21 protein-coding genes are annotated in these 24530 nt (G+C 68.6%); 9 read left to right on the top strand and 12 right to left on the bottom strand.

Features of this window, described 5'->3' with window-relative positions:
- Positions 1–2 precede the first annotated feature (2 nt).
- Positions 3–1583 carry a sigma-54-dependent Fis family transcriptional regulator gene (locus DB31_RS07120; RefSeq protein ID WP_044184383.1) on the bottom strand — a complete coding sequence of 527 codons (1581 nt, stop codon included), beginning with the start codon at positions 1581–1583 and terminating at the stop codon, positions 3–5.
- Positions 1584–1694: 111 nt separating this feature from the next.
- On the opposite strand from DB31_RS07120, the gene DB31_RS07125 reads away from it, so the two are divergent.
- From DB31_RS07125 to DB31_RS07145, 5 genes are all read left to right on the top strand, one after another.
- The gene (locus DB31_RS07125) at positions 1695–2732 is read left to right on the top strand and encodes a cation diffusion facilitator family transporter (RefSeq protein WP_044184387.1); all 1038 of its coding nucleotides are present in this window, start codon (positions 1695–1697) and stop codon (positions 2730–2732) included.
- A gap of 84 nt (positions 2733–2816) precedes the next feature.
- Positions 2817–3860, top strand: coding sequence for a hypothetical protein (locus DB31_RS07130; RefSeq protein ID WP_044184390.1), 1044 nt, complete (start codon positions 2817–2819; stop codon positions 3858–3860).
- A gap of 3 nt (positions 3861–3863) precedes the next feature.
- A complete protein-coding gene (gene rsmD / locus DB31_RS07135) occupies positions 3864–4421 on the top strand; it encodes a 16S rRNA (guanine(966)-N(2))-methyltransferase RsmD (protein WP_044184393.1) in 558 nt (185 codons plus the stop codon).
- Positions 4422–4454: 33 nt separating this feature from the next.
- Positions 4455–4937: a pantetheine-phosphate adenylyltransferase gene (coaD, locus tag DB31_RS07140; protein ID WP_044184396.1), complete on the top strand. Its 483-nt coding sequence runs from the start codon at positions 4455–4457 to the stop codon at positions 4935–4937.
- Positions 4938–4988: 51 nt separating this feature from the next.
- Complete coding sequence (locus DB31_RS07145) at positions 4989–6179, top strand: pyridoxal phosphate-dependent aminotransferase (RefSeq protein WP_044184399.1); 1191 nt, start codon at positions 4989–4991, stop codon at positions 6177–6179.
- 49 nt (positions 6180–6228) lie between these two features.
- On the opposite strand, the gene DB31_RS49890 is transcribed toward DB31_RS07145, so the two are convergent.
- The 7 genes from DB31_RS49890 to DB31_RS07180 all read right to left on the bottom strand — a co-directional run bounded on the left by DB31_RS49890 (position 6229) and on the right by DB31_RS07180 (position 14891).
- A complete protein-coding gene (locus DB31_RS49890) occupies positions 6229–6687 on the bottom strand; it encodes a DUF1801 domain-containing protein (protein WP_052419780.1) in 459 nt (152 codons plus the stop codon).
- A gap of 22 nt (positions 6688–6709) precedes the next feature.
- On the bottom strand, positions 6710–7609 hold the full coding sequence (locus DB31_RS07155) for a hypothetical protein (protein ID WP_052419781.1): 900 nt from the start codon (positions 7607–7609) through the stop codon (positions 6710–6712).
- A gap of 158 nt (positions 7610–7767) precedes the next feature.
- Positions 7768–9600 carry a class II glutamine amidotransferase gene (locus DB31_RS07160; protein WP_044184402.1) on the bottom strand — a complete coding sequence of 611 codons (1833 nt, stop codon included), beginning with the start codon at positions 9598–9600 and terminating at the stop codon, positions 7768–7770.
- A gap of 104 nt (positions 9601–9704) precedes the next feature.
- Entirely contained in the window at positions 9705–12995 is a 3291-nt protein-coding gene (locus DB31_RS07165; protein WP_044184407.1) for a transglutaminase family protein, read from the bottom strand.
- 77 nt (positions 12996–13072) lie between these two features.
- Positions 13073–13642, bottom strand: coding sequence for a RebB family R body protein (locus tag DB31_RS07170; RefSeq protein ID WP_044184409.1), 570 nt, complete (start codon positions 13640–13642; stop codon positions 13073–13075).
- 13 nt (positions 13643–13655) lie between these two features.
- Entirely contained in the window at positions 13656–13922 is a 267-nt protein-coding gene (locus tag DB31_RS07175; protein ID WP_044184411.1) for a RebB family R body protein, read from the bottom strand.
- Positions 13923–13979: 57 nt separating this feature from the next.
- Complete coding sequence (locus tag DB31_RS07180) at positions 13980–14891, bottom strand: LysR family transcriptional regulator (RefSeq protein WP_044184414.1); 912 nt, start codon at positions 14889–14891, stop codon at positions 13980–13982.
- Between the two features lie 78 nt (positions 14892–14969).
- On the opposite strand from DB31_RS07180, the gene DB31_RS07185 reads away from it, so the two are divergent.
- Genes DB31_RS07185 through DB31_RS07200 form a run of 4 tightly spaced genes read left to right on the top strand, consistent with a single transcriptional unit; the run spans position 14970 to position 18810 of the window.
- Complete coding sequence (locus DB31_RS07185; RefSeq protein ID WP_044184417.1) at positions 14970–16205, top strand: acyl-CoA dehydrogenase family protein; 1236 nt, start codon at positions 14970–14972, stop codon at positions 16203–16205.
- A 3-nt stretch (positions 16206–16208) separates the two neighbouring features.
- Positions 16209–17024: an SDR family oxidoreductase gene (locus tag DB31_RS07190; RefSeq protein WP_044184420.1), complete on the top strand. Its 816-nt coding sequence runs from the start codon at positions 16209–16211 to the stop codon at positions 17022–17024.
- A gap of 17 nt (positions 17025–17041) precedes the next feature.
- Entirely contained in the window at positions 17042–18118 is a 1077-nt protein-coding gene (locus DB31_RS07195) for a phosphotransferase family protein (RefSeq protein ID WP_044184423.1), read from the top strand.
- The gene (locus DB31_RS07200) at positions 18118–18810 is read left to right on the top strand and encodes a histidine phosphatase family protein (protein ID WP_044184426.1); all 693 of its coding nucleotides are present in this window, start codon (positions 18118–18120) and stop codon (positions 18808–18810) included. Before DB31_RS07195 ends, DB31_RS07200 begins: the two co-directional genes overlap by 1 nt.
- Before the next feature lie 122 nt (positions 18811–18932).
- Here DB31_RS07200 and DB31_RS07205 read toward each other — a convergent pair whose 3' ends face one another.
- The 4 genes from DB31_RS07205 to DB31_RS07220 form a co-directional block, all read right to left on the bottom strand.
- Positions 18933–19634: a carbonic anhydrase gene (locus DB31_RS07205; RefSeq protein ID WP_044184431.1), complete on the bottom strand. Its 702-nt coding sequence runs from the start codon at positions 19632–19634 to the stop codon at positions 18933–18935.
- The gene (locus tag DB31_RS07210; RefSeq protein WP_276203609.1) at positions 19631–21190 is read right to left on the bottom strand and encodes a SulP family inorganic anion transporter; all 1560 of its coding nucleotides are present in this window, start codon (positions 21188–21190) and stop codon (positions 19631–19633) included. Before DB31_RS07210 ends, DB31_RS07205 begins: the two co-directional genes overlap by 4 nt.
- Positions 21191–21432: 242 nt before the next feature.
- Positions 21433–22776, bottom strand: coding sequence for a sigma-54-dependent transcriptional regulator (locus DB31_RS07215; protein WP_044184437.1), 1344 nt, complete (start codon positions 22774–22776; stop codon positions 21433–21435).
- Entirely contained in the window at positions 22773–24455 is a 1683-nt protein-coding gene (locus DB31_RS07220; RefSeq protein ID WP_044184440.1) for a sensor histidine kinase, read from the bottom strand. Before DB31_RS07220 ends, DB31_RS07215 begins: the two co-directional genes overlap by 4 nt.
- Positions 24456–24530: the final 75 nt, after the last annotated feature.

Here is a 24530-nt window from a genome sequence, read left to right on the forward strand (position 1 = left end):
GCTCAGTCTTCCGCCTCGTCGCCCGTATCCGGCCCCTTGTCCAGGCTGTACTTGGCAATCTTCAGGATGAGGTTCGAGCGGCTGATGCCCAGCTCCCGGGCCAGCCGGCTCTTGTTGTACTGGGTGCGCACCAGCCCGCGCTGAATCATCTCGCGCTCCAGCGCCTCCACCGCCTCGTTCAGCTTGCCCGTCGTCTTCATGGGCGACATCAGCGTGGCGCCCCCAGGAACCACCGCGTCCCGGATGCGGCTGGAGATCAGATCCGCGGGGATCTGGTCCAGATCGCCCCCGAGCACCAGCAGCCGCTCAATCTCGTTCTCCAGCTCGCGGATGTTCCCTGGCCAGCCGTAGGCGTGGAGGATGGAGAGCGCCTCCGGGGACAGCCCGCGGGTGCGCTGGTTGTCCCGGTGGTGCTTGCGCAGGAAGTGATCGATGAGGATGGCCAGATCCTCGCGGCGCTCGCGCAGGGGCGGCAGGTGCAGGCGGATGACGTTGATGCGGTAGTAGAGGTCCTCGCGGAACTCGCCCTTCTTCACCAGCTCGCCCATGTCCTTGTGGGTGGCGGCGATGACGCGCACGTCCACCTCCTTGGAGTGGTTGCCGCCCACGGGGATGAACGTGCCCTCCTGCAGCACGCGCAGCAGCTTCACCTGGAGCGCCGAGGACATGTCGCCCACCTCGTCCAGGAAGAAGGTGCCGCCGTCGGCCACCTCGAACAGGCCCTTCTTGTCCCGCAGCGCGCCGGTGAACGAGCCCCGCGTGTGCCCGAACAGCGCGCTCTCCAGCAGGTTGTCGTTGAAGGCCGAGCAGTTCTGCACCACGAACGGCTTGTCCTTGCGAGGCCCGTTGTGGTGGATGGCGCGCGCCACCAGCTCCTTGCCGGTGCCGGACTCGCCGTTGATGAGCACGGTGGAGTCCGAGTTGGCCACCTTCTCCATCAGCTTGAACACCTCCATCATCGCCGTGGAGCGCCCGATGATCTTCTCGAACCGGTAGCGATCCGACAGCTCGTTGGAGAGCGTGTGGATCGTCTCATCCTTGCGCGTCAGCTCCGCCTCGTAGCTGGCGATCTCGTTCACCGCGAACTCGAGCAGATCCGCCAGCTTGCCCAGCTCCGAGGTGTCCATGACGGGCACCCGCGCCACGGCGCGATCCAGATCCGTGTCCACCACCGTCAGCTCGCGGATCTGCGACTTGAGCACCTCCGCCTCGCGAGGGCCGGGCGCCTGCCGGGCAAAGCCCTCGATGAAGAGCATGCCCTCGTACTCGTTATCGATATAGAGCGGTGCGCCGATGATGGTGAAGTTCAGGTGGCAGTCGTGCGTGAGCGCTCGCCGCAGGCGCTTGCTGCTCTTGAACTTCTCATGAAGCACCCGTACGGACTGGCCGCAGCGCCGCCCGCCCTCCTTGGAGAGGAGCGACAGCCGGCAGAAGTCGTTATTCGGAGGGACGATGTCCCCGCGCTGCCACTCCTGCACCACGCCATGCTTGTCCGCGAAGGCCAGCTCCGCTTGCCACCACTTGCGGATGACCTCCTTGAGCATGATGATGGTGTGCAGGTTCTGGTACTTCTCGAATTCCATCCCCACTCCTCGCGCCCATGTCCCGGGGCAGGACAGCTCGACACATCCCGGTGTCCGATTTTCAGCCGATGCTCATATACTGAGCCAAGGTCGCTGTCTCAGGGTTCTCCCGTGACTACATCGGCGCATACAGAGCGTGGATCGAGGCGAGCCCACAGCGCGAGCCATGGGCACGGCCATGACCATGGGCACGATCACGGCCATGGCCACGGGCACGATCATGGACATGGCCACGGCCATGGGCCTGGTGGGCCCCCTCGGAGGCCGACCAACCTGGCCGATGAGCGGCGCAAGGATCGGAATCGGCTGATCTTCGCGCTGATCCTCACGGCCACCATCGCGCTGGCCGAGGCGGTGGGCGGCTTCCTGACGAACTCGCTGGCGTTGATGTCCGACGCCGGCCACATGCTGACGGACGTATCCGCGCTGGCACTGAGCCTGCTGGCGCTGTGGTTCTCCGGCAAGCCGGCCAACCTCAAGAAGACGTACGGCTACTACCGGATGGAGATCCTCAGCGCGCTGCTCAACGGCGTGCTGCTGCTGGGGATTACGGTGGTGATCCTCTTGGAGGCCTGGGAGCGCTTCCGCTCTCCGGCGCCGGTGAACCTGGGGCCCATGGCGGTGGTGGCCCTGGTGGGCTTGGTGGCCAACCTGGCCGCGCTGGGCTTCCTGCACCGGACGCACTCGCTCAACGTGCGTGGGGCGTTCCTGCACGTGCTGGGGGATGCGCTGTCCAGCGTGGGCGTGCTCCTGGGCGCGGGGATCATGGCCCTGACGGGCTGGTACGTGGTGGACTCCCTCATCTCCGCCCTCATCTCGGTGGTGATCGTCGTGGGCGCCATCCGCCTGGTGCGCGACGCGGTGGACGTGTTGCTGGAGGCCGTGCCCGCCCACGTGGACATGGAGGCCGTGAAGAATCTGTTGATGCGGGTGCAGGGCGTGACGGCGGTGCACGATCTGCACGTGTGGACCATCTCCAGCGGGCTCTACGCACTGTCGGTGCACCTGGTGGTGGCCAACGCCCTGGCCTGCAACAACGACGAGATCCTCTCGGCGGTGAAGCACGAGCTGTTCGATCGGTATGGCATCGATCACACGACCATCCAGATCGAGAGCGAGACGTACGCCCACTTGGGCGAGGTGCACTGAGGGGCCTGCGCGGCGGCCGGGAGACGACGCTCCGTGAGGAGTTGTCTTGCGTGGGCCGGAGAGTCGGACCATCCTCGGCGGCCCATGAGTGTGCTGGACAAGGTGCTGTCGTTGCGGCCGGCGAACGCGGTGTCCCGGCTGGGACCTGGGTCCCGGCTGCCGCTGCTCAGCCCGATGGAACTGCTCCGCGCGATGGAGGGCTCTCCGGCAGCCCTGCCATGCGTGCCCGTGCGTGCCAAGGCGGCCATTCCGGGGCTGCTGACGGCGGCCCGGGCGGAGGACTCGGTGCTGGGGCTGGCGTGCTCCCACCCCCTGGCGGATCGCGGCGCCACGGAGCGCTTCCTGTCCGCCGTGAGGACCTCCGCGGCCGACTCCGAGCACGCGCGCCCCCTGTTCCTCCAGGCCGGGCCCGTACGCGTGGCCAAGCCCAAGCCGGAGGGCTTGGCGGTGCAGCAGGAAGCCATCTTCCGCCTGGTGGACGATGGGTTCACCCTCATCTCGCTGGACGTGTCCAAGCTGGATGCCGCCTCGGCCGTCGAGGTGATCCGCTCGCTGGCGGGCCCGCTGCGGGAGCGGGAACTGCCCATGGAGCTGACCCTGCCCGCGCGCCCACGAGAGGGCACCAGCGTGACGGACACGGCGCGCCCCATGCTGGAGGGCCTGCGCAAGGCCGGGATTCCGGTGGGCTTCCTCCGGGTGCCCGCGGCGGAGTTCGGCGAGGAGGACCTGGACGTGGGGCTGCTGCACCTCCTGGTGGAGCTGGCCACGAAGTTCGGTGTGAGCGTGACGGTGGCGGAGGTGACGGAGCGCTCCCTGCGTTCGCTGCCCACGTTCGTGGCGGCTGGGGTGCGCAAGGTGGACTGCGCCGCGCCCTTCGAGCGGCTCTCGCTGGCCGCGTGGCCGGCGGAGGCGCGGACCTTGCTGGAGCAGAAGGCGGGGGCCGCCGGAATGGCCCCGGGCGAACTGCTCGGGCTGCTCGAGGAGCAGTTCCCGGCGTTGGAGACCTCCGCGCGCGAGCGGCTGGAGGCCCTGTCCTTCACCGAGGCCACCGAGATGATCTCCCTGCTGGGCGCATCCAGGACGGGCTGGCGCTCCATGGTGTGGCTGGCCGAGAACCGGGGCGACTGACACATGCGGATCGTCGCGGGCAGTGCGAAGGGCCGAGCGCTCCAAGGGCCCAAGTCCACCTCTCGGCACATCCGCCCCACGGCGGATCGGGTGCGGGAGACGCTCTTCAACGTGCTCGGCCAGTGGCTGGAGGGGCAGTCCGTGCTGGACCTCTACGCGGGCACGGGGGCGCTGGCGCTGGAGGCCCTCTCGCGCGGGGCGGGCCGGGCGGTGCTGGTGGACTCGGATCGCGAGGCGCTGGCGCTGTGCCGGCAGAACACGGACGCGCTGGGGTTCTCCACCCAGGTGGAGATCCTGGGCCAGCCGGTGGCCCGGGCGGTGGAGGCGCTGGCCAAGCGCGGGGAGCGCTTCGAGCTCATCTTCGCGGACCCGCCCTATGCGGCCCGGGTGGTGGAGTCGGTGCTGGAGCAGGTGGAGCAGGGCCGGCTGCTCATCCCCGGGGGCATGCTCATCATCGAGCATGACAAGCGCGAGGCTGCCCCGGAGGCCCACTCCGGGTTTTCCCGAGTCGACCAGCGCCGGTTCGGGGACACGCTGGTGAGCTTCTACCGCATTCCTTGACCGTCCCGTGGGGCGGGTTGAGACTCCATTGCCATGCCGGTGGCCATCTATCCAGGTTCCTTCGATCCGCTCACCAACGGGCACCTCAGCCTCATCCAGCGCGGCCTCCAGATGTTCGATCGGGTGATCGTGGCCATCGCGGTCAACCCGAAGAAGACGCCGCTCTTCACGCTGGAGGAGCGCCGGGCGCTCATCCGCCAGGCCTGCCCGGATCCTCGGGTGGAGGTGGACGCCTTCCAGGGCCTGTTGGTGGAGTACGCCAAGCAGCGCCAGGTGAACGTGCTGCTGCGCGGGCTCCGGGCGGTCTCGGACTTCGAGTACGAGTTCCAGCTGGCCAACATGAACCGCAAGCTGGCCCCCGGCATCGAGACGGTCTTCATGATGACAGGTGAGGACTACTTCTACATTTCGTCACAGCTCGTTCGGGAAGTGGCCATGTTTGGCGGGGATGTGACGGGGATGGTGCCGGACGGGGTGCTGGCGAAGCTGAAGGAGAAGTTCGCCCGGAAGCCCTGAAGTCGCTGTAGTGCTTGTCCGGGGCATGTCACTCGGGGTAGCAACCCGGACATGCAATTGGCACAGCGCATCAAAGCCATCAAGCCGTCGCCCACCCTGGCCCTCAACGCCCGCGCCAAGGCGCTGGCTGCCCAGGGCGTGGACGTCGCGGGGTTCGTCGCGGGCGAGCCGGACTTCGACACCCCCGAGTTCATCAAGCAGGCGGCCATCGACTCCCTGAAGGCGGGCTTCACCAAGTACACCCCCACGGCGGGCATCCCGGAGCTGCGCGAGGCCATCTGCGCCAAGCTGCAGCGGGACAACCAGCTGACGTACGCGCCGGATCAGGTGCTGGTGTCGGTGGGGGCCAAGCACTCGCTCTACAACATCTTCCAGGCGCTGCTGAACGAGGGGGATGAGGTCATCATCTTCACGCCGTACTGGGTGAGCTACCCGGACATGGTGATGCTGGCGGGCGGCAAGCCGGTCATCCTGCAGACGCAGGAGGAGAACGGCTACGCGCCGGATCCCGAGGCGCTGAAGCGCGCGCTCACGCCCCGCACGCGGGCGGTGATCATCAACAGCCCGAGCAACCCGACGGGCGCGGTGTACTCGCGCGCGGCGCTGGAGGGGATTGCGGCGGCGGTGAAGGACCACGACTGCCTGATCGTCAGCGACGACATCTACGAGAAGCTGCTGTACCAGGGGCAGTTCCTGAACATCGCCAACGTGGCGCCGGAGCTGTTCCCGCGGCTGGTCGTGGTCAATGGCATGAGTAAGGCGTACTCGATGACGGGCTGGCGCCTGGGGTACGCAGCGGGGCCGAAGCCGCTGATCGCCGGCATGCAGATGATCCAAGACCAGTCGACGTCGAACCCGAACTCCATCACGCAGAAGGCGGGGGTGGCGGCGCTGAAGGGGCCCACGGAGTTCCTCACGAAGATGGTGGACGAGTTCCGGGCGCGGCGGGAGCTGATCGTCTCGGGGCTGAACGCGCTGGACGGAGTGAAGTGCCGCACGCCCGAGGGCGCCTTCTACGTGTTCCCGGACGTGCGCGGCCTGCTGCAGCGCCAGTACAAGGGCGCGCCGCTGGGCACCTCGTCGCGGATCTCCGAGGCGCTGCTGGATGACTTCCGGGTGGCGGTGATGCCCGGGGCGCCGTTCGGGGCGGAGGGCTACCTGCGCCTGAGCTTCGCCACCTCGCGCGAGGTGATCCAGAAGGGCCTGAGCCGGATGAAGGACTTCGTCGCGGCGCTGAGCTGAACTGAGCAGGGCTGAGGCCGCCCATGACGTGGGTGGCCTCACCTGGCGGCTACGCAGCAGACAGCTGGTCGATGGCTCGGACCCAGTGGTTCACGAGCTTCACGAGTCCAGCCTTGTGCTCCTGGATCTCGGCCATGCTGCGGAACCGGGCCATGCGCCGGTCCTTGTAGTCACCCTCGAGGAAGCCGAACCGATCCGCCGGCATCGTACCCTGCGGGAAGACGAAGACGACGTGCACGCAGTCCCTCGGGCGCAGATGAAAGGCCGCGAGGTCCTGCTGGTAGTAGAAACTCGGCGCGTTCCACTTCACGCGCTCAGCGATCTTCCGGTTCGCTCCCAGGATGAGCTCCCGCACGGCTTCGATCTCGGCCTTCAGCGGGTGCTCCAGCTGCTTCAGGTACTCGGCCACCTCTTCCGGTCCGCTCTTCTTCGGAGCGGAAGCCTTGGTCTTCTTGGCCGGAGCTTTCTTGGCCGAAGCCTTCTTCGCTTGCGTCTTTCGTGCGGCCACAAGGGCTCCTTCGGTGTTGCGCTCAGTTGCCCGGGGCGTCGAAGAGCTGGTCGAAGTCCGCCTGCCTCATCCGGATCGTGAGCGGACGGTAGCTCACACCACCATAGGTGCAGTTTGAATAGAACCAGGGCTCGAGCCCGAGCACGCAGACATTCGAGCACCGGCCGACGAATCGCAGCGGGGCACACTGGTTGGATGAGTTCGAGCCAGAGCCCAGCGCGCCGCACGCCCGGGTGAGGTACTCGCCCTCGTTGTTGACGGGCCGGTCGACGCCGAAGAACAGGCTGTTGGGCACGAAGAGGTTCCCGAAGAAGCAGGCCTCCCGAACCGGGTAGGACGTCAGCTCCCCGAAGGTATAGGGAATGGCGTTGCCCCAGGCGTTCCAGCCCAGGACGGAGATGTTCACGTTCCTTCCGTACCGGTTGACGTGCGCCAACAGGCAGGCCGTGATGAGCTGCTGCTCGTTGTAGTTGATCGCGCTGCCGCTGGCCCAGTCCGGCGCCAGTCCCAGTCCTCCTGTCCACGCATACGTCCTCCCTCCCTGGTGGCGGTACGTGCGGGTCTGCCCCGTGGGCACGGCGCAGCGGACCACATAGGTCATCAGCATGTCGGCGGCCGCCGGATCCTGGCTGAACCACTGGATGAACGCTGAGCTGGAGAACCCGCCCACGGACAGCCCGTTGAGGGGCAACCCGTTGAGGGACAGCCCGTTGGCCGACAGCCCGTTGGCCGACAAGCCATTGAAGGAGTTGAGTTCCTGGGCCTGGCTGTCCAACGGCAGCGGCTCCGCGGGCGGCTCCGAGGGATCACAGCCTGAAGCGCTCGCACACACGCACAGCAACGTGAGCCAACACCGGGCTCGTTGCTTCACCTCCACCCAGGCAAGGGGGGAGTGAGCTTCCGCCATCGGAGCGTTCTTCATGGGAGTCTCCTGCCCAGAGAGGGGTGGTCAGGGGGGTCTGGGTAGTCTGACTAATACGCATTACCGGGCCGCCTGGCTCCCCACCCCCAGCGTGAGCACGTGGGGTAGTGCACAGCCAGAAACCCATGCGTCCAGTGGCGGATAGTCACCTCCGCCGATCAGGCGATCCGATCCACCCTCACATCCACCTCCAGCGTCTCCGGTCCGCCTCCCACGAAGATGGTCCCCGAGGTGGGCGTGGCATCTCCGTAGCCGCGCCCCACTGCGACGCGGACGTGCGAGGTCTGCGTCAGGATGCCGTTGGTCGGATCAAAGCCCCGCCAGCCCACCTCGGGCAGGTAGAGCTGCAGCCACGCGTGGGAGGCCTCCGCCTGCCGTTGGTTCGGATTCTGGGGACCACAGTAGATGTAGCCGCACGTGTAGCGCGCCGGCACGCCCAGCAGCCGCGCCATGCAGATGAACAGGTTGGTGAAGTCCTGGCAGACGCCGCGCCGGTTCACGTACACGTCGAACGGCGTCGTGTAGATCGTCGTCGAGCCCTGCCGGTACTCGTACTCGCGGAAGATGGACGCGTTGATGTCGAGCAGCGTGTCCAGCAAGTCGTAGTCGTTCCGCTTCACGAAGCTCATCGCGTACTCGGTGAGCTCCACCAGCTGCGTCTCGGGCAGCTCCTGGGGCAGCAGGTACGGCTGTAGCACCTGCTGCTGCCAGGGCATCCACACGAGCGGAATGGTGCTGCGCTCCTTGGGCGCCCGGAACTGGAGCGGATCCGTGTCGTAGAGCTCCACCGTGGAGCGCGCCTCGATGGCCAGCTCCGTGTAGGGCCTCTCGAGGTGCACCCGCGTGGCCCGGTTGCCGAACACGTCCTCGTAGTCCCGGCGCTTCCCGTCCACGGACAGGTGGAGCTGATGCCCAATCACCGCCTGCAGCTCGTCGTGCATCGGCCGCAGCCGGAACAGGTGGGTGCTTCGCTCGATGGGGTTCTGGTAGCGGTAGACGGTGCGGTGCACCACGGAGAAGCGCTGCACCTCCGCCTTCGAGGGCAGCCGCAAGTCCCGTTGCCTGGCGGTGAAGAAGGGCTGCGAAGGCGCCTCCCCGGGAGCCACGGGCGCCGGAGCCGCGGACTGCGTGTCGGGCACCTGCTGCGGAATGGGCTGGACCTGCGCGGGTACCTGTACCTGGAGCTGGGGCTCGGGCGGCTTCACCTCCGCGGTGACCGTGCCCTGGCGGATGCGCAGGAGCGTCCCCGGCGCGAGCCGCTTCCAGTCCACCTGGGCGTTCTGCTCGGGCTGGAGCGGGTTGGAGCAGACGAGGACGCCCTTGCGGCTCTTGAGGCCGCGCTTGGTGAGATCCACCAGGATGTCGCCATCACCGAAGACGAGGCTGTCGTGCGGCGGCTGCAGCGTCCAGATGTACAGCTCGTGCGCTGGATCGCGATCCGCATAGACGCACATGTCGTGTCCATCCGTGAGGATGGTGGTGAGCGAGCCGTGCTCGTTGGTCTCGGCGAAGAAGGACCGCAGGGCCTCCAGATCGACGTCCCCCAGGCTGCGCCACCCCTTGTCGGAGATCATCGACATGAGCTGGCAGAAGATGAGCTCGGAGTCCGTCGAGCCGATGGGCTCGAAGCGCTGCGGGGTGTTGGCCTCGATGCGGTGGGCCAGGCTGCCCGAGTGCGCCATCAGCCAGTCGCGCCCGCCCCAGGAGCGCCGGAACGGCTGGGTGTTGCCCGGAGAGATCTGCCCCCAGATCGCCGTGCGGATGTGGAGCACGAACAGCGAGGAGGCCAGGTGCTCCCAGGCCTTCACCAGCTCGCTGCGGATAGAGCCAGGCGGGGGCGCTGCTTCCTTGAGCACCTCTGCCGCGAGATCGCCACCCGGGTAGTAGCCGATGCCCCATCCATCGGGCGGTTGGCGCTGGGGACTCAGACAACGAAGATCGAAGGAGGGGGCGAGTTCCCCCTCGAAGCTCATGGCGAGAACGTTGGGCATCCGGTCGAGCGGAAGGTAGTGAGCCGTTTTGTACAGAGAAGCAGCCGGTCACACGGCCCGTGCGGCCGCGTCACCTGGAGAACAGCTATCGCAAGAGCCCCGGCTCAGCCCGGGGTCTCCTCCTCGGCTGGAGGCTTGGGAGGCCGGTAGTCGAGCGGCAGGCGGCGCAGGTCGAGGGTGGTGGGGTTCTCCGCGCTGGGCTGGGCCGGACGGGCCTTCACCGGCCAGGGCAGGGGAGCCTCGGAGGTGAAGCGCTGCGCGCGGCGGGCGGAGGCCTCGAAGCGGGTGAGCGGCGGGGTGGAGAAGGCACGGCCCTCGGGGTGCCACACGTGGTAGGCGCAGGCGCCCAGCGAGCGCTGCCCCCACGTGTCGAGCAGATCCAGCCGGATGGGGTGGTGGATGCCCAGGTGTGCGTGCAGGCTGTGCGGCGGAGCCCACGCGCGGAACCGCACCCCGGCCACCCACTCGTTGGCCTTCGCCGTGGGCGTGAGCGGCAGCGTGTGCCCGTTGACGAGCAGCAGGTGCCGCTCCGGGATGAGTCCGGAGACGCGCACCTCGATGCGCTCCATGGACGAGTCCACGTAGCGGGAGGTTCCGCCCCCGCTCAGCTCCTCGCCCAGCACCGGCCAGGGCTCGAGCGCATTGCGCACCTCGATCGTGACATCCCCCAGCTGCATGCGCCCGGCGAGCGGGCAGCGCAGCTCCAGGAAGGGGGTGTACGCCTCCTGCGGCAGGGGAACGCCCTTGGCCGCGAGGTGGGCGAGCACGTCCTCCAGGTCCCGTCCCAAGTAGTAGGGCAGCAGGTACTTGTCGTGGAGCGACGTGCCGAAGCGGACCAGCTTCTTCTGGTAGGGCTCCTGGGCGAACGCGGCGAAGAGCGCGCGCACCAGGATGGCCTGCGCGGACACCATGCGCGCGTGCGGCGGCATCTCGAAGGCGCGCAACTCCACCAGTCCCTGCCGCCCGGTGGCCGTCTGGGGGTCAAACAGCTTGTCCAGACTCAGCTCCGCCCGGTGGGTGTTGCCCGCCACGTCCACCAGCAGGTTCCGGAAGAGCATGTCCGACAGCCAGGGCGGCGGCGCGGTGCCAGCGTTGAAGGCCTTGTCGAGCGCGATCTCCAGCTCGTAGAGCGCCTCGTGCCGCGCCTCGTCCACGCGCGGTGCCTGCGAGGTTGGCCCCACGAACAGGCCGGTGAAGAGGTACGACAGCGACGGGTGGTGCTGCACGAAGGTGATGAGCGAGGCCAGCAGCTCGGGCCGGGTGAGGAGCGGGCTGGACAGGGCCGTCGGGCCACCGACCGTGATGTGGTTGCCGCCGCCGCTGCCGGCCATGCGGCCGTCCATCAGGTACTTCTCGCTGTGGAGACCCGCGTGGAGGGCCGCGTCGAACACCTGGCCCACGAGCTCCGTGTACTCGCGGTTGCTCGACACGGGCGGCAGGTTGACCTCGAGCACGCCCGGGTCCGGCGTCACCGCGAAGCGGTAGAGCAGCGGCGAGGACGGGGGAGGGTAGCCCTCCAACTGAATGGCGATGCCGGTGTGCTCGCGCGCCTGATCGATGATGGACACGAGATCGAAGAAGTCCTCGGCCCGGGCCAGCGGCGGCAGGAACACGTGCACCGTTCCACCGCGCGCCTCAAAGGCCAGCGCGGTCCGCACTCGGGGCAGGCGGCTGGCTCGCTCCTTCGCGATGACCTTGTGCTGCTTGGCCTCCTCGGGGGACGGCTCGCGGCGCGGATCGATGGGCTCATAGGGCTCCTCCCAGAGGTCGGAGAGCGGGTCTCCCTCCGAGAGCGAGCGCAGCGGCAGCCGCAGGCCGAGCGGGCTGTCACCCGGGAGCAGGAACAGGTGGCGCCGCCGGAACTGCCAGGGGTCGCTGACCCAGCGCCCGTCCGTGTCTCGCCCGAGGGGCAGCACGAAGCCCACCTCATTGCCGAGCCCCTGGCCCAGAACCTTGGCCAAGCGCCGCCGCTCCTCCGAGTCGTTGAGGTTGGCCTTGAGCGGATCGACGTCCACCGGCAGGTTCTCCTCGTCCTGCAGGAAGCGCCACGGATCCTCGAAGGCGGGGAGCAGGTGCTGAGCCAGGCCGAGGCGCGACGCCACCGCCTGCGCGACCTCGCGCGCCTGTGCCGTGCCTGCGTTGTCTCCCGAAGCCAGCGCCTCGCCCGTCCAGAGAGGCTCCCGGTCGCGCCGTCCGCAGATGTCGAGCGCCCAGCGAGGCAGGCTCTCTCCTGGATAGTGCTTTCCGGCGCGCAGCAGCAGGGCCGCTCCAGGGGAGAGCCGCCGCCGGAGCTCCTCGGCGAGCTTCACCCCGAGCTTCCACTTGGTCTCGCCCAGCGCGTCGCCGTTCCACTCCGGCAGCTCGGTGTGCTCGCGGGCGTTGAAGGTGGGCTCGCCGCCGATGGTGAGCTTCACCCCGCGCTCCCTCAGCACCGCGTCCGCGCGATCTCCACCCTCGCAGAGGGCCTGCCACACCTCGTCCGTGTAGGGCGCCGTCGGCCGAGGCTCGTGCCCGAGCCGGCCCACCGTCATCGAGAACCGCACCTCCTCCGCCTGGGTGTCACTGGTGCCCTCGATGGGGGCTGCCAGCGCCGGTGAGGCCGTCGAGGCGAGCGGGATATGGCCCTCGCCCGTCAGGAGTCCGCTGGTGGCGTCGAGCCCGATCCAACCCGCCCCGGGCAGGAAGACCTCCGCCCAGGCGTGCAGATCCACCACGTCGCGTCCCACGCCGCGCGGCGCGTTGGGGATCATCCCTTCGTCGGTGAGCTGCACCAAGTAGCCGCTCACGAAGCGCGCCGCGAGCCCGCGCGAGCGCAGCACCGCGATGAGCAGCATCGCCGAGTCCCGGCAGCTGCCCTTGCCCGCCGCGAGCGTCTCCTCGGGTGTGTGGATGCCCGCCTCCTCGCGGATGATGTACTGGATGCGCTGGTTCACCTTCTCGTTGAGCTGAATGATGAGCGGGACCGTTGGGCCGGAGCGCGGCAGCTCGTCGAGGAAGGCCTTGAGGCGCTCGCCGCCTCGCACCGCTGGCTCGTTCACGTCGAGGAAGGGGAGGAGGTCCTGCTTCAGCTCCGGCGGGTAGGCGAAGGGGACGACCTCGCAGCGGTCGTCGAGGAGGAAGTCGAACGGGTTCACCGGCCGCACGTCGACGGCCAACTCCACCGTTACCTCGAGGTGCGGGACGCGCACGCCTTCGGGGAAGGTGACGCGGGCGACGCGGTTGCCATACGGATCCTGCTGCCAGCGTACCTGCGCGGTGGAGGGCTCGACGGTGAGGCCGTAGCTCTCGATGGCGGCACGGGCGTGAAGCGCCGGGCGCAGGCGGATGAGGTGCGGGCCGAGGGCCGCAGGCTTCGGGTAGCGGTACAGGTTGCGATGCTGAATGAGCAGCCGCACGAGGTCCTCCCAAGTGACCTCGCCACGATACCCAAAGCCTGCTGGGGCCGTACGGAGAAGTCGGCCGTCATTCACCGTCAGCGTGCGCGGGAGCGCGAGGGCGGAGCTGGCGGCGGGCTCGAGTCCGCCGTGCTCGTGCTCTTTCCGGAGGCGGCCGGCGCTGCGGAAGCGGGAGTGGAGAGCTGGTTGGCGGCGCCTCGGGTCACCACGGCCTGCGCGACGATGTTCAGGTGCTGCTGCGCGGCCACGGTGTTCAAGAGCGCGAGGCTGACCGCGTGCGCGGAGGCGTGGTACACGTGAGAGAGGGCAAGCTCGGGCGCATTCTCCAGCAGCGCCTGCGCGGTCTTCTCGGCCTGGGCCAGCAGGGCCTCGGGCGAGGGCGCGGCCGGAGAGGCTGTCTCAGCGGAGGCGGCTGTCGGCGCCGCAGGGGTCGTCGCGGGAGCCGAGGCTGCGGCCTCGGCTGCGGGCGGGCGGAAGGCGTTGGGAATTCCGGCGAGGGGTGGCGCGGGCACGCTTCCCTTGGAGGCCAACGCGAGGATGCTCTGCTGCTGCTGCTCGAGTACGTGGGTCAAGGCTGTGAGGGCGTGGGCGCTGGTGTCCACGATCAGGGTCAAGTCCCGGGCAAAGTCTTGGGCCGTCTTCGTCATGGTGTGCCTCCTCTCACTCGTAGATTTTAACCGTGCCCACTGCATCCGAGGCCGTATCGATGCTGTAGAGCGTCGCGACGCCCTGGGTAGTGGCGGCCTGTGCGGTCACGTTCGTTTGCTGCTGGTTCTGGGTGGCGTTGTGGGCCGCGTTGGAGAGCGCCTGCGAGGTCGCCACGAAGAGATTGCCCATCGCGATGGCAGGGGCATCTCCGAGCACTTTCACGTTCGCCTGCGTCACTGCATCGGTGATCTGCTCATTGACAGCGGTGGGGTACGCCATGGCTCTGCCTTTCTGAAGGAGGTGACGGGGGCTGAAGCACCCCGCAGTTTGCCACTGTTACAGGGAGGAAGTGAGCGACAGCAGCTCTGTGCGCAGCCACTGGTTGCGCGGCTCTGAATCCGATTGCCGGTGCCAATAGAGGTGCAGCTCCAGCGGCGGGAGCGACAGCGGCATTGGCAGGAGGTGGTTGCCCAGCAGGGCGTGCAGCTCCTCCGCGCGGCGCCGCGGCATGGTGAGGAGGAACTTGGAGCCAGCGACCATCTGGAACGCCGCCTCGTAGTGCTGGCATCGCACGGTGACGTCGCGCTGGTAGCCCAGGCGGGAGAGGACCAAATCCTCCACGGCCAGCCCCGTGCGCCGAGAGGACACGGTGACATGCCGCGAAGCCATGTACGCCGCCACGTCCAGCCTGCGCCGGCGTCGGCTCACCACGCAGAAGGTGTCCCGCAGCAGGGTGGTGTGCCGCAGGTCGGCGCCCGTCTGCTGCTCCACGTCGATGGACAGGTCCACCCGCCCCGAGGCCAGATCCCGCTCCAGCCGAGGCCTATCCAGCCGGACGCTCGTCACCCTCGCTCCAGGAGCGCTCTGGCGCAGGCGCGCCACCAGGTGCGGGAGGATGGAGGGCTCGAGCACGTCGTTCATGGCTACGGTGAAGGTGCCCAGGTCGCGGGGAGGATCGAAGCTCCGCGTGCGGTGGATCGCCCGGTCGAACAGCGCGAGGGCCTCGCGAAGCTCCGGCGCCAGCCGCTCCGCGAACGGCGTGGGTGCCACGCCTCGGCCCTCCCGGACGAAGAGCGGCTCTCCCAGCTGATCCCGAAGCCGGGCGAGTGCATGGCTCACCGCCGATTGGCTGAGGAAGAGCACCTCCGCGGCCCGCGTGAGGTTCCGCTCCCGGAGGACCACGTCAAAGACGCGGAAGAGGTTGAGGTCCAGCCTCGCCAGCCGGGAAGAGTCATGAACAGACTTCATGGGAACACATGACCAACCTTCACTGGATTCATCAAGGCCGAACGCGGAGGATGCAGGCCTTCCAGAAGGAGACTTGCGATGGACTTCGAGCCGAGCGCCCGAACCAAGGACTACCTGGAGCGCCTCCGGCGCTTCATGCGCGAGCACATCGAGCCGGCCGAGGCCCGCTACCGGGATGAGGTCCACGCCACCTGCCAGGCGGGTGACTGGAAGACGTGGAAGGTTCCGGCGGTGATGGACGAGCTGAAGGCTCGCGCGAAGGCCGAGGGCCTGTGGAACCTGTTCCTGCCCGATGAGAAGCTGGGCGCGGGCCTGAGCACCCTGGAGTACGCGCCGCTGGCCGAGGAGACGGGGCGCAGCTTCATCGCCCCCGAGGTCTTCAACTGCAGCGCTCCGGACACCGGCAACATGGAGGTGCTCTGGAAGTACGGCTCCGAGGAGCAGAAGGAGCGCTGGCTCAAGCCGTTGCTGGCCGGGGAGATCCGCTCGGTGTTCTGCATGACGGAGCCGGACGTGGCGTCCTCGGATGCCACGAACATGCAGGCCACGGCCGTCGTGGAGGGCAACGAGATCGTCCTCAATGGCAGCAAGTGGTGGTCGAGCGGCCTGGGCCACCCGAGGGCGAAGGTCATCATCTTCATGGCGCGCACGCCCAACGAGCAGGGCGGCCGCCACAATCAGCACTCCATGGTGCTGGTCCCCATGGACACCCCGGGCGTGACGATCCGCCGCATGCTGCCCGTCTACGGCGAGTACGACGCGCCCCATGGACACGGAGAGGTGCACTTCAAGGACGTGCGCGTGCCCGTTTCCCACTTCATCGCCGGACCGGGGCAGGGTTTCGAGATTGCCCAAGGCCGTCTGGGACCCGGCCGCATCCACCACTGCATGCGCTGCATCGGCGCGGCGGAGCGGGCGCTGGAGCTGATGATCGATCGGGGCATGGCGCGCACTGCTTTCGGCAAGCCGCTGCTCAACCTGGGTGGCAACCGCGAGCGCGTCGCTGAGGCCCGGGTCGCCATCGATCAGGCGCGGCTGCTGACGTTCTTCGCGGCGTGGAAGATGGACGAGGTGGGTGCCCTGGGAGCCATGACGGAGATCTCCGCCATCAAGGTCGTGGCGCCCAACGTGCTCCAGCAGGTGGTGGACGACGCCATCCAGATCCACGGGGGCGCGGGCGTGTCCCAGGACACGGTGCTCGCGGGCTTCTTCGCCCAGGCGCGCATCCTGCGCATCGCGGACGGTCCGGACGAGGTCCACAAGGGCGTCATCGCGCGTCTCGAACTGGCCAAGCGCGGCCATTCCCGGAGCTGAGCCATGGCCAACCAACGCATCTTCATCACCGGTGGTGCCAGCGGGCTCGGGAAGGCCATCGCCCAGCGCTTCGCCCGCGCGGGGTGGAAGGTCTGCATCGCGGACCTCAACGAAGCCCGGGGCGCGGAGGTGCTGTCCTCCTTGGGCCCGGACGCGCACTTCCTGCGCTGCGATGTGACGCGCGACGAGGACCTGATCGCAGCAGCGGAGACGCTCCAGCAGCGCTGGGGCGGCGTGGACGTGGTGGTGAACAACGCCGGGGTGGCCCAGGCGGGCGCCATCGAGGACGTGTCGATCGATGACTGGCGCTGGATCATCGACATCAACCTGCTGGGCGTGGTGCGAGGCTGCAAGGTGTTCACGCCCCTGTTCAAGCGGCAGGGCCACGGGCACTTCGTCAACGTCTCCTCCATGGCGGGCCTGCTCGATGCGCCGATGATGAGCAGCTACAACGCCACGAAGGCCGCTGTCGTCTCCCTGTCGGAGACGCTGCACAACGAGCTGGCGGACGCGAACATCGGCGTCAGCGTCGTCTGCCCGGCCTTCTTCAAGACCAACCTGACCGAGTCGCTGCGCACTCCGGATCCGCGGCTGAAGGTCACCATGGCGAAGCTGCTGGATCGCTCGCCCATCACCGCGGATGACGTCGCCAATGATGTCTTCCGCGCCGTGGAGCGGAGGCAGTTCTACGTCCTGTCTCACGCGCAGGGCCGCAGGGCGTGGCTGATGAAGCGCTTCCTCCCGAGAGAGATCTACGCCCGGTTGTTGCGCAAGAGCACCGCCCGGATGCGCCCGCGCCCCGACCCCACACAGACTTGAGGAGAGATCGCGACGCCATGCCTTCCACCTCGCCCACTGACTCGGCCGGAGCCGTCCGCCCGGGAGAAGAACTGAACGTCCCCGCCGTGGATGCCTGGCTCAAGACCCAGGTGCCCACGCTGGAGGGCACGCCTGAAGTCACCCAGTACTCGGGAGGTGCCTCGAACTGGACCTACCGGCTCAAGTACGCCAACCGCGATCTCATCCTTCGCCGGCCCCCGGCGGGGACGAAGGCCAAGTCCGCGCACGACATGGCCCGCGAGTACTCGGTGCAGAAGGCCCTGAAGCCTGCCTATCCGGCCGTGCCCACCATGATCGGCCTGTGTCAGGACCCGGCGGTGCTGGGCTCGGACTTCTACGTGATGGAGCGCATCGAGGGCCTCATCCCTCGCAAGCACCTGCCTCGGGGGCTCACCCTGGACCAGCCGCAGACGCGGCAGCTCTGTCTCAACGTCATCGACAAGCTGGTGGAACTGCACTCCGTGGACGCGGCGGCCGTGGGGCTGTCGTCGCTGGGCAAGGGGCCCGGCTATCCGAAGCGGCAGATCGAGGGCTGGTCGGACCGCTACGAGAAGGCTCACACCTGGAATGTGCTCGGCTTCCAGTATGTGCGCGATTGGCTCAAGGCCAACACCCCCGACGATGTCGCCACCTGCGTCATCCACAACGACTGGCGCTTCGACAACGTGGTGCTCGATCCAGGAGAGCCCATCCGAGTCATCGGCGTGCTCGACTGGGAGATGGCCACGCTGGGAGATCCGCTGATGGATCTGGGCAATGCGCTGGCCTACTGGGTCCACGCCGACGATAACTTCTTTTTGCGAGCCACGCGGCGCCAGCCCACGCACCTGCCTGGCATGCTCCGGCGCGAGGAGGTGGTCGAGTACTACCTCGATCGCATGAAGCTGAAGCCGGCCAACTGGACCTTCTATGAGGTCTACGGCCTGTTCCGGCTCGCCGTCATCGCCCAGCAGATCTACTACCGCTACCACCACAAGCAGACGCGCAACCCCGCGTTCAAGAACTTCTGGGTGCTGGTCAACTACCTCGGGCTGCGCTGCAACCGGCTCATCCGGAAGAAGGGGGCACGCTGATGGGCGTCGTATACTTGGTTCGCCATGGACAGGCCTCGTTCGGGGCCGCGGACTACGATCAGCTCTCGGAGATGGGGGTGGCGCAGGCGAAGGTGCTCGGGGAGGCGCTGCGCGCGCGGCTCCCGTGTGTGGATGCGGTGGTCACCGGAGGAATGGCGCGACACTGGCAGACGGCGGATGCGTGCCTGAAGGCGCTCGGGGTGGCGGTGCCTCACAAGCGCATGGTGGACTTCAACGAGTACGACCACGAGGAGATCGTCGTCCGCCACATCCCGCGCTACGCGGACAAGAGCCTGATGATGCAGGACCTGGCTGAGACGCCAGACCCTCGCCGGGCCTTCCAGGAAGTGTTCACGCAGGCCGTCGCCCGCTGGGTCGAGGGCCGGCACGAGGCCGACTACACCGAGACCTGGGCCGCTTTCCGGGAGCGCAGCCTCCGCGCGTTGACGGAGCTCATCCAGGAGCTGGGAGCTTCCAAGACCGCGTTGGTGTTCACCTCGGGGGGACCCATCACCGCCATCTGCCAGGACCTGCTGCGGATCCCCGACGAGCACGCCTTCCGCCTGAACTGGACGCTGGCCAACTGCGGCGTCACCAAGATCGTCTACAGCGAGCGCGGCCGGTACCTCTCCACGCTGAACGAGCACGGCTACTTCGAGGGTGCCCAGCGCGCGCTGCTAACGTACCGCTGAGGCAGCGCGGCCCCCGTTACTCCGGGGGCGCGCTGAGCCCGGGGACTCCGGGCCCAGCACAAAACCTGGCCGCCAGGGCGTGAGGGTCCCGAAGAGAAGCCCTTCCTCACGCCCCAGCGGGCTCAGGCAGCGGAGGTCGAGGCATCCCCCACACCGTTGGCGCCCAGATCCGCGAGCATCTGCTCGCCCTCCAACTCGTCGATGGGGACGAAGGCCTCGCGGCCGGGGCGGTAGGCATGCACCTTTGCATTGCCAATGTCGAACCACCAGCCGTGCAGCCGCAGCGTGCCCGCGGCCATGCGCTCGCGCACCAGGGGGTACGAGCGCAGGTGGGCCAGCTGCTGCAGCACGTTGAGCTGGCTGAGCCTGTCCGCCGGCTCCAGGCCCTCACCCACGCGGCCGGCCTTCTCCAGGGACTGCAGGGCGCCGCGGCCCAGATCCAGCCAGTCGCAGAGGTTGGGGCACCGCGCGTCCGACATTCCCGCCAGCAGCGCCTTCATGGCGCCGCAGCTGGAGTGCCCGCACACCACCACGTCCGTCACCGGCAGGTGGAGCAGGGAGTACTCCACCGCGGCGGCCTCGGAGCGGTCGCCCATGGACTGGCCCGACGCATCCGAGGGCGCCACCATGTTGCCCACGTTGCGCATGACGAAGAGATCGCCCGGATCCGTGGACACCAGGAGGTTGGGCACCACGCGGCTGTCAGCGCAGGTGATGAAGAGGCAGTCCGGAGTCTGGCCCTTGGCCAGGCGCGCGAAAGTGGAGCGGTAGGCGGGGAGGCTGTGACGCTGGAAATCCAGGAGACCGCGAATGAGCTTCTTCATCGTGCACCCTCGGCAGTGAGAGACGGGGAAGGGGAAGTGACAGGGGGAGGAACGGGGGAGGGAGTGGCTGCGCTGGTGCTCTTGCGCCGCCAGATGTCTTCGAGCGGCTCCATGTACACATGGCCGCCCGTCTTACGGTGCGTCTCGGACCAGCTCTCGAGCGCCTCGTAACCGGAGTGGTCCAGCGTCTCCACGGCCAGATCCAACTCGACCTTGGCGCCCATGGGGACCTGGGCCAGCGCAGCGGACAGCTTGGGCACGCCCACGAACGTGAGGGCTCCGCCCACGCGCACCTGGTGCACGTCACCTTCCTGCTTCACGTGCACCTGCACCTTGCCCAGCTGCCACAGCAGCCGGCCCACGGCCAGCGCCAGGCCCATGGCGATGCCCGCCAGCAGGTTGACGCCCACCACGCCGGCCACCGTCACCACGTACACGGACAGCTCGCCGCGGCGGCGCAGCTCCTGGATGTGGTGCGTGTTCACCAGCTTCACACCCACGAAGACGAGCAGGCCCGCCAGCACGGTGAGAGGCACCAGCTTCAGCAGCGCGGCCAGCATCGTGACGAAGAGCAGCATCCACACGCCGTGCAGCACGGCCGAGGTGCGCGTCTTGGCGCCCGCGGCGATGTTGGCCGCGCTGCGGACGATGACGCCCGTGATGGGCAGGCCGCCCGCGAGGCCGGACACGGTGTTGGCCAGGCCCTGCGCGAACAGCTCCTTGTCCAGGTTGGCGCGCGGGCCCGTGTGCATCTTGTCCGTGGCCACCGCGCTCAGCAGGGACTCGGCGCTGGCCACCAGCGCCAGCGAGAGCGCCGCGACCACGAAGGCGCCCCACTGGTTCTGGGGCAGCTGGGGCAGCTGCAGGCTGCTGAAGAAGTCACCGGCCAGCTCCACGCGCTTCACGTTGGCGCCCCACAGCGCCGCCACCGCCGAAGCGCCCACCACCGCCACCAGCGGCCCGGGGATCTGCTTGAGCCGGCTCTTGGGCATCACCTGCCACAGCACCAGCAGGCCGATGGTGAGCAGGCCCAAGATCGTCGCGGGGCCGTGCAGATCCGCGATCTGCCCAGGCAGCTCCTTGATGTTCTGCCACGCGTTGGACTGGGGCGAGCCGCCCAGCACGATGTGCAGCTGGCCCAGAACGATCAGGATGCCGATGCCCGCCAGCATTCCGTGGATCACCGCCGGGGAGATGGCCAGCGCGGTGCGCGCCACCTTCAGGCTGCCCATCGCCATCTGCACCATGCCCGCAGCGGCCACCGCGGCACAGGTGACGGCGAAGCCCATCTCGTTGATGAAGCCGAACACCATCACCGCGAGGCCCGCAGCCGGGCCGCTCACCAGCAGGGGCGCGCCGCCGAGCAGGCCGACCACCAGCCCGCCGACCACGCCAGCGATGAGGCCGGACATGATGGGCGCGCCCGACGCCAGCGAGATGCCCATGCACAGCGGTACGGCGACCAGGAAGACGACCAGGGAGGCCGGCACATCACTGGCCAGGACACTTCGGATCGAGCCGGCCGTACCGGCTCCCTCCACGCCAGACTTCGTCACGTTGAGTGCCTCCAGAAGAGCAAGGCGCCGCTCCCTCGGGGACAGGGGAACGGCGCGGTTTACGCTTCCTCAGGCAAAGCACGTGCCAGGGGTTAACCCATTGACTTCACTTGGAGAATTTCGGTGAATGAAAGAACAGATTAAAGAATTTTAAAGTGCCGCTCATCGCGGGTTTAAAATCCTTGAACTCCGGAGAGACCTGCCAGGCAGGCGGGCGGTCGCAGGGCGGATGACGCGCTGGGTTACTCTTCGCCCAGCTTGCGCAGGAAGGTCGGGTAGGAGATGCCCAGCGCCCGGGCGGCGTCCATGCGGCGGCCCTCCAGGAGCTCGAGCACGTGCCGCACGTAAAGACGATCCATCTCTTCTAAGGGCCGCGGCGGGCCCGAGACCACGAAGGCCTGCGGATCCGTGGAGGCGGTGGGGCTCCGGGGGCCCGTGGCCAGCGCCTCGAGCTCCAGGGCCGGGCCGCTCTCGAGCACCAGGGCGCGCTCGAGCACGTTGCGCAGCTCGCGCACGTTGCCCGGGAAGGGGTAGCGCGCGAGCCGCTCGCGCGCGGCGGCGGAGAAGGTGACGGGCCGGCGGCCCAGCTCCGCGCACAGCTCGGCCACCAGGGACTCGGCCAGCGGCAGCACATCCTCGCGGCGCTCGCGCAGGGGAGGTACCTCCACCTTGAAGACGCTCAGCCGGAAGTAGAGGTCCTCGCGAAAGCGGCCGGCGGACACCTCCTGGGAGAGATCGCGGTTGGTGGCGGCCACCACGCGCGCGCTGCTGGTCAGCTCGCTGCTGCCGCCCAGCCGGCGAAAGGCTCCCTTGTCCAGGAAGGTGAGCAGCTTGGCCTGCAGAGGCAGCGGCAGCTCGCCCACCTCATCGAGGAAGAGCAGGCCGCCGTTGGCCACCTCCACCAGGCCTCTCCGGGCGGTGCGTGCGTCGGTGAAGGAGCCGCGCTCGTGGCCGAACAGCTCGCTCTCCACCAGGGTGTCGGGCAGGGCGGCGCAGTTGACGTGGACGAAGGGGCCCTGCTCGGCGCGCAGCAGGTGCAGGTGGCGGGCGATCACCTCTTTGCCCACGCCCGTCTCCCCCTGCACGAGCACGGGGCTGCGGGGCGAGGTGGCGATCCGCTCCAGCATCTGCAGCGTCTGCCGCATGACCGGTGAGCGGGGCTCCAGCAGGCGGCGGCGGCCCTCCAGGGCGCTCTCGGCCCGGCGCAGGCGCTCTTGCAGCTGCACGTCCTGGGCAGCACGGCGTGCGCGGAGCACGAGATCGTCCAGCTCCACCGGCTTGGCCAGGTAGTCGCGCGCGCCCGCCTTGATGGCCTCCACCGCGCTGGCGATGTCTCCGTGCGCCGTCACCATGAGCACCACGGTGCCGGGCATCTGGGCGCGCAGCTCGGGCAGGAAGGAGAGCCCATCTCCATCCGGCAGCCGGCGATCGAGGATCACCAGATCGGGGGCCTCGCGGGCCAGGGCCGCGCGCGTCTCATGGAGCGAGCGGGCCGTGCGCACCAGGAAGCCTTCCTGGGAGAGAACGGAGGAGGCGAGAGAGGAGAAGGTGCGATCGTCGTCCACCAGGAGCAAGGACGTGCTCATGCGGCGCTCTCCAAGGGTAGCCGAAGGCTGAAGCGGCTGCCCTCGGGCAGACGAGTATAGGTGAGGCTGCCGCCGTGAGCCTCCACGGCGGTTCGCGCCATGGGCAGCCCCAGGCCAATGCCCTTGGCGCGCGCGGTGGCGAAGGGCTCCCACAGGCGCGGCTCCAGCTTCGGATCCACACCGCCCGCGTTGTCCTCCACCAGCAGGACGGCCTCGGCGCCCTCGCGAGCGAGGCTCACCTGCACCCAGGGGGCGGGACGCAGGCCCGTGTCCCGGGCCACCGCACCGGCCTCTACCGCGTTGCGTAAAAGGTTGTCGATGGCGGCCACCAGCAGGGCCGGATCCACGTGCACGGTGAGGCCCTCCGCCATCGTTACGCCGATGCGGACGTCCTCGGCCTCGGGCAGCAGGCGCAAGGACTGCAAGGCTTCATCCACCAGCAGTCTCAGATCGCAGGGCCGGCGCAGCATGGGCCGAGGCTCGCCGAAGGACAGCAGCGAGCGCGCCAGGTGGCCCAGCCGCTGCACCTGGGCGCGCAAGGCCGGCAGGGCCACCTCGCCGCTGGAGGAGGCGGGCCGCAGCAGCGAGAGGGCGGCCTGGATGCCATTGAGGGCGTTCTTCACCTCGTGGGCGATGAGCTGGCTGGCGGAGCCCAGCGCGGCCATTGTCTCCTGGTGCCGGAGCCGCTCTTCCGCCCGGAGCAGTGAGCGGTACGAGCGCCGCAGCAGGAAGACGAAGACGATCAGGGTGCTGATCAGCAAGGCGCTGTGCAAGATGAGCTGGCTGAGGAAGCGGTACCTCAGGGGCGCGACGTTGTGCTCCTCGTTCTCCAGCACGGCCAGCAGCATGCCGCTCACGCCCGCGGGCACGGGCACGGGGGCCGCCGCGCCCAGCATGGCGGTGTCTGCCAAGGTGATGCGCCCGGGCGCGTGCACCAGGGCGATCAGGTCCGAGGCGAGCTGGGTGGTCCACCGGAGGTTCTGCGGGGGCATGGGCAGCAGGAGCTTTCCGTTCAGGCTCACCAGCAGCGTGAGATCCGTGCCCTTCGCGCTGACGCCCGGGAGCGGCTTCGCTCCGGCGCGAAGCTCACCCACGAGCATGCCCACCACCTGCCGTCCGCCGCGCACCACGGGCACCGCCACCACCAGAGGCCCGTCCTCTCGCTCCAGCAGGTTGATGTCCGAGACCCCCTCCCTCTGCACGCGGCGGAACCAGGGGCGGGTGGTCACGGGAGATTCGCCCAGCGCCATCGCGGGGGGATCGCTCCACACGCGGCGTCCCGAGGCGCTCAGGAGGACGACGCCCTCGGAGAAGAGGTGGGTGTGGTGCAGGGCGTTGTCCAGCACGGTGACCTCGGGGCCTGCGGGACCATCCTCGAGGATGAGCTTGGGGTGCTGGGCCAGCCGTTGGAGCTCGGCCTCGAGCAGCTGGAGGTGCACGCCCAGGGCCTCGGCCTGCACCTGGGCCTGGACGGACAAGTGGGCAAGCGCCTCTTCGCGAGCGTTCTCCAGCTCCTCCCGGTAGGCGAGCAAGGGGCTGGTCAGCGCCACCAGGCCGAGCAGTGCCAGGCCGAACAGGGCCGAGCGGCCCGCACGCCGCTGCGTCCGGGCGAAGTCCTGGAGGGCCGGCGCGGAGGGAGGCCCCGGAAGGGAAGGGGGCTGGGGGACGGAGGGCTTCATGGGGCAGAGGGAGAGGCCAGGCGTGGCCTCAGGGCTTGAAGTGCCTGGGGCAGAGTTCCTCGGGTGGGGCAAGCT

Origin of the sequence: Hyalangium minutum (assembly GCF_000737315.1) — a bacterium.
GTDB lineage: Bacteria > Myxococcota > Myxococcia > Myxococcales > Myxococcaceae > Hyalangium > Hyalangium minutum.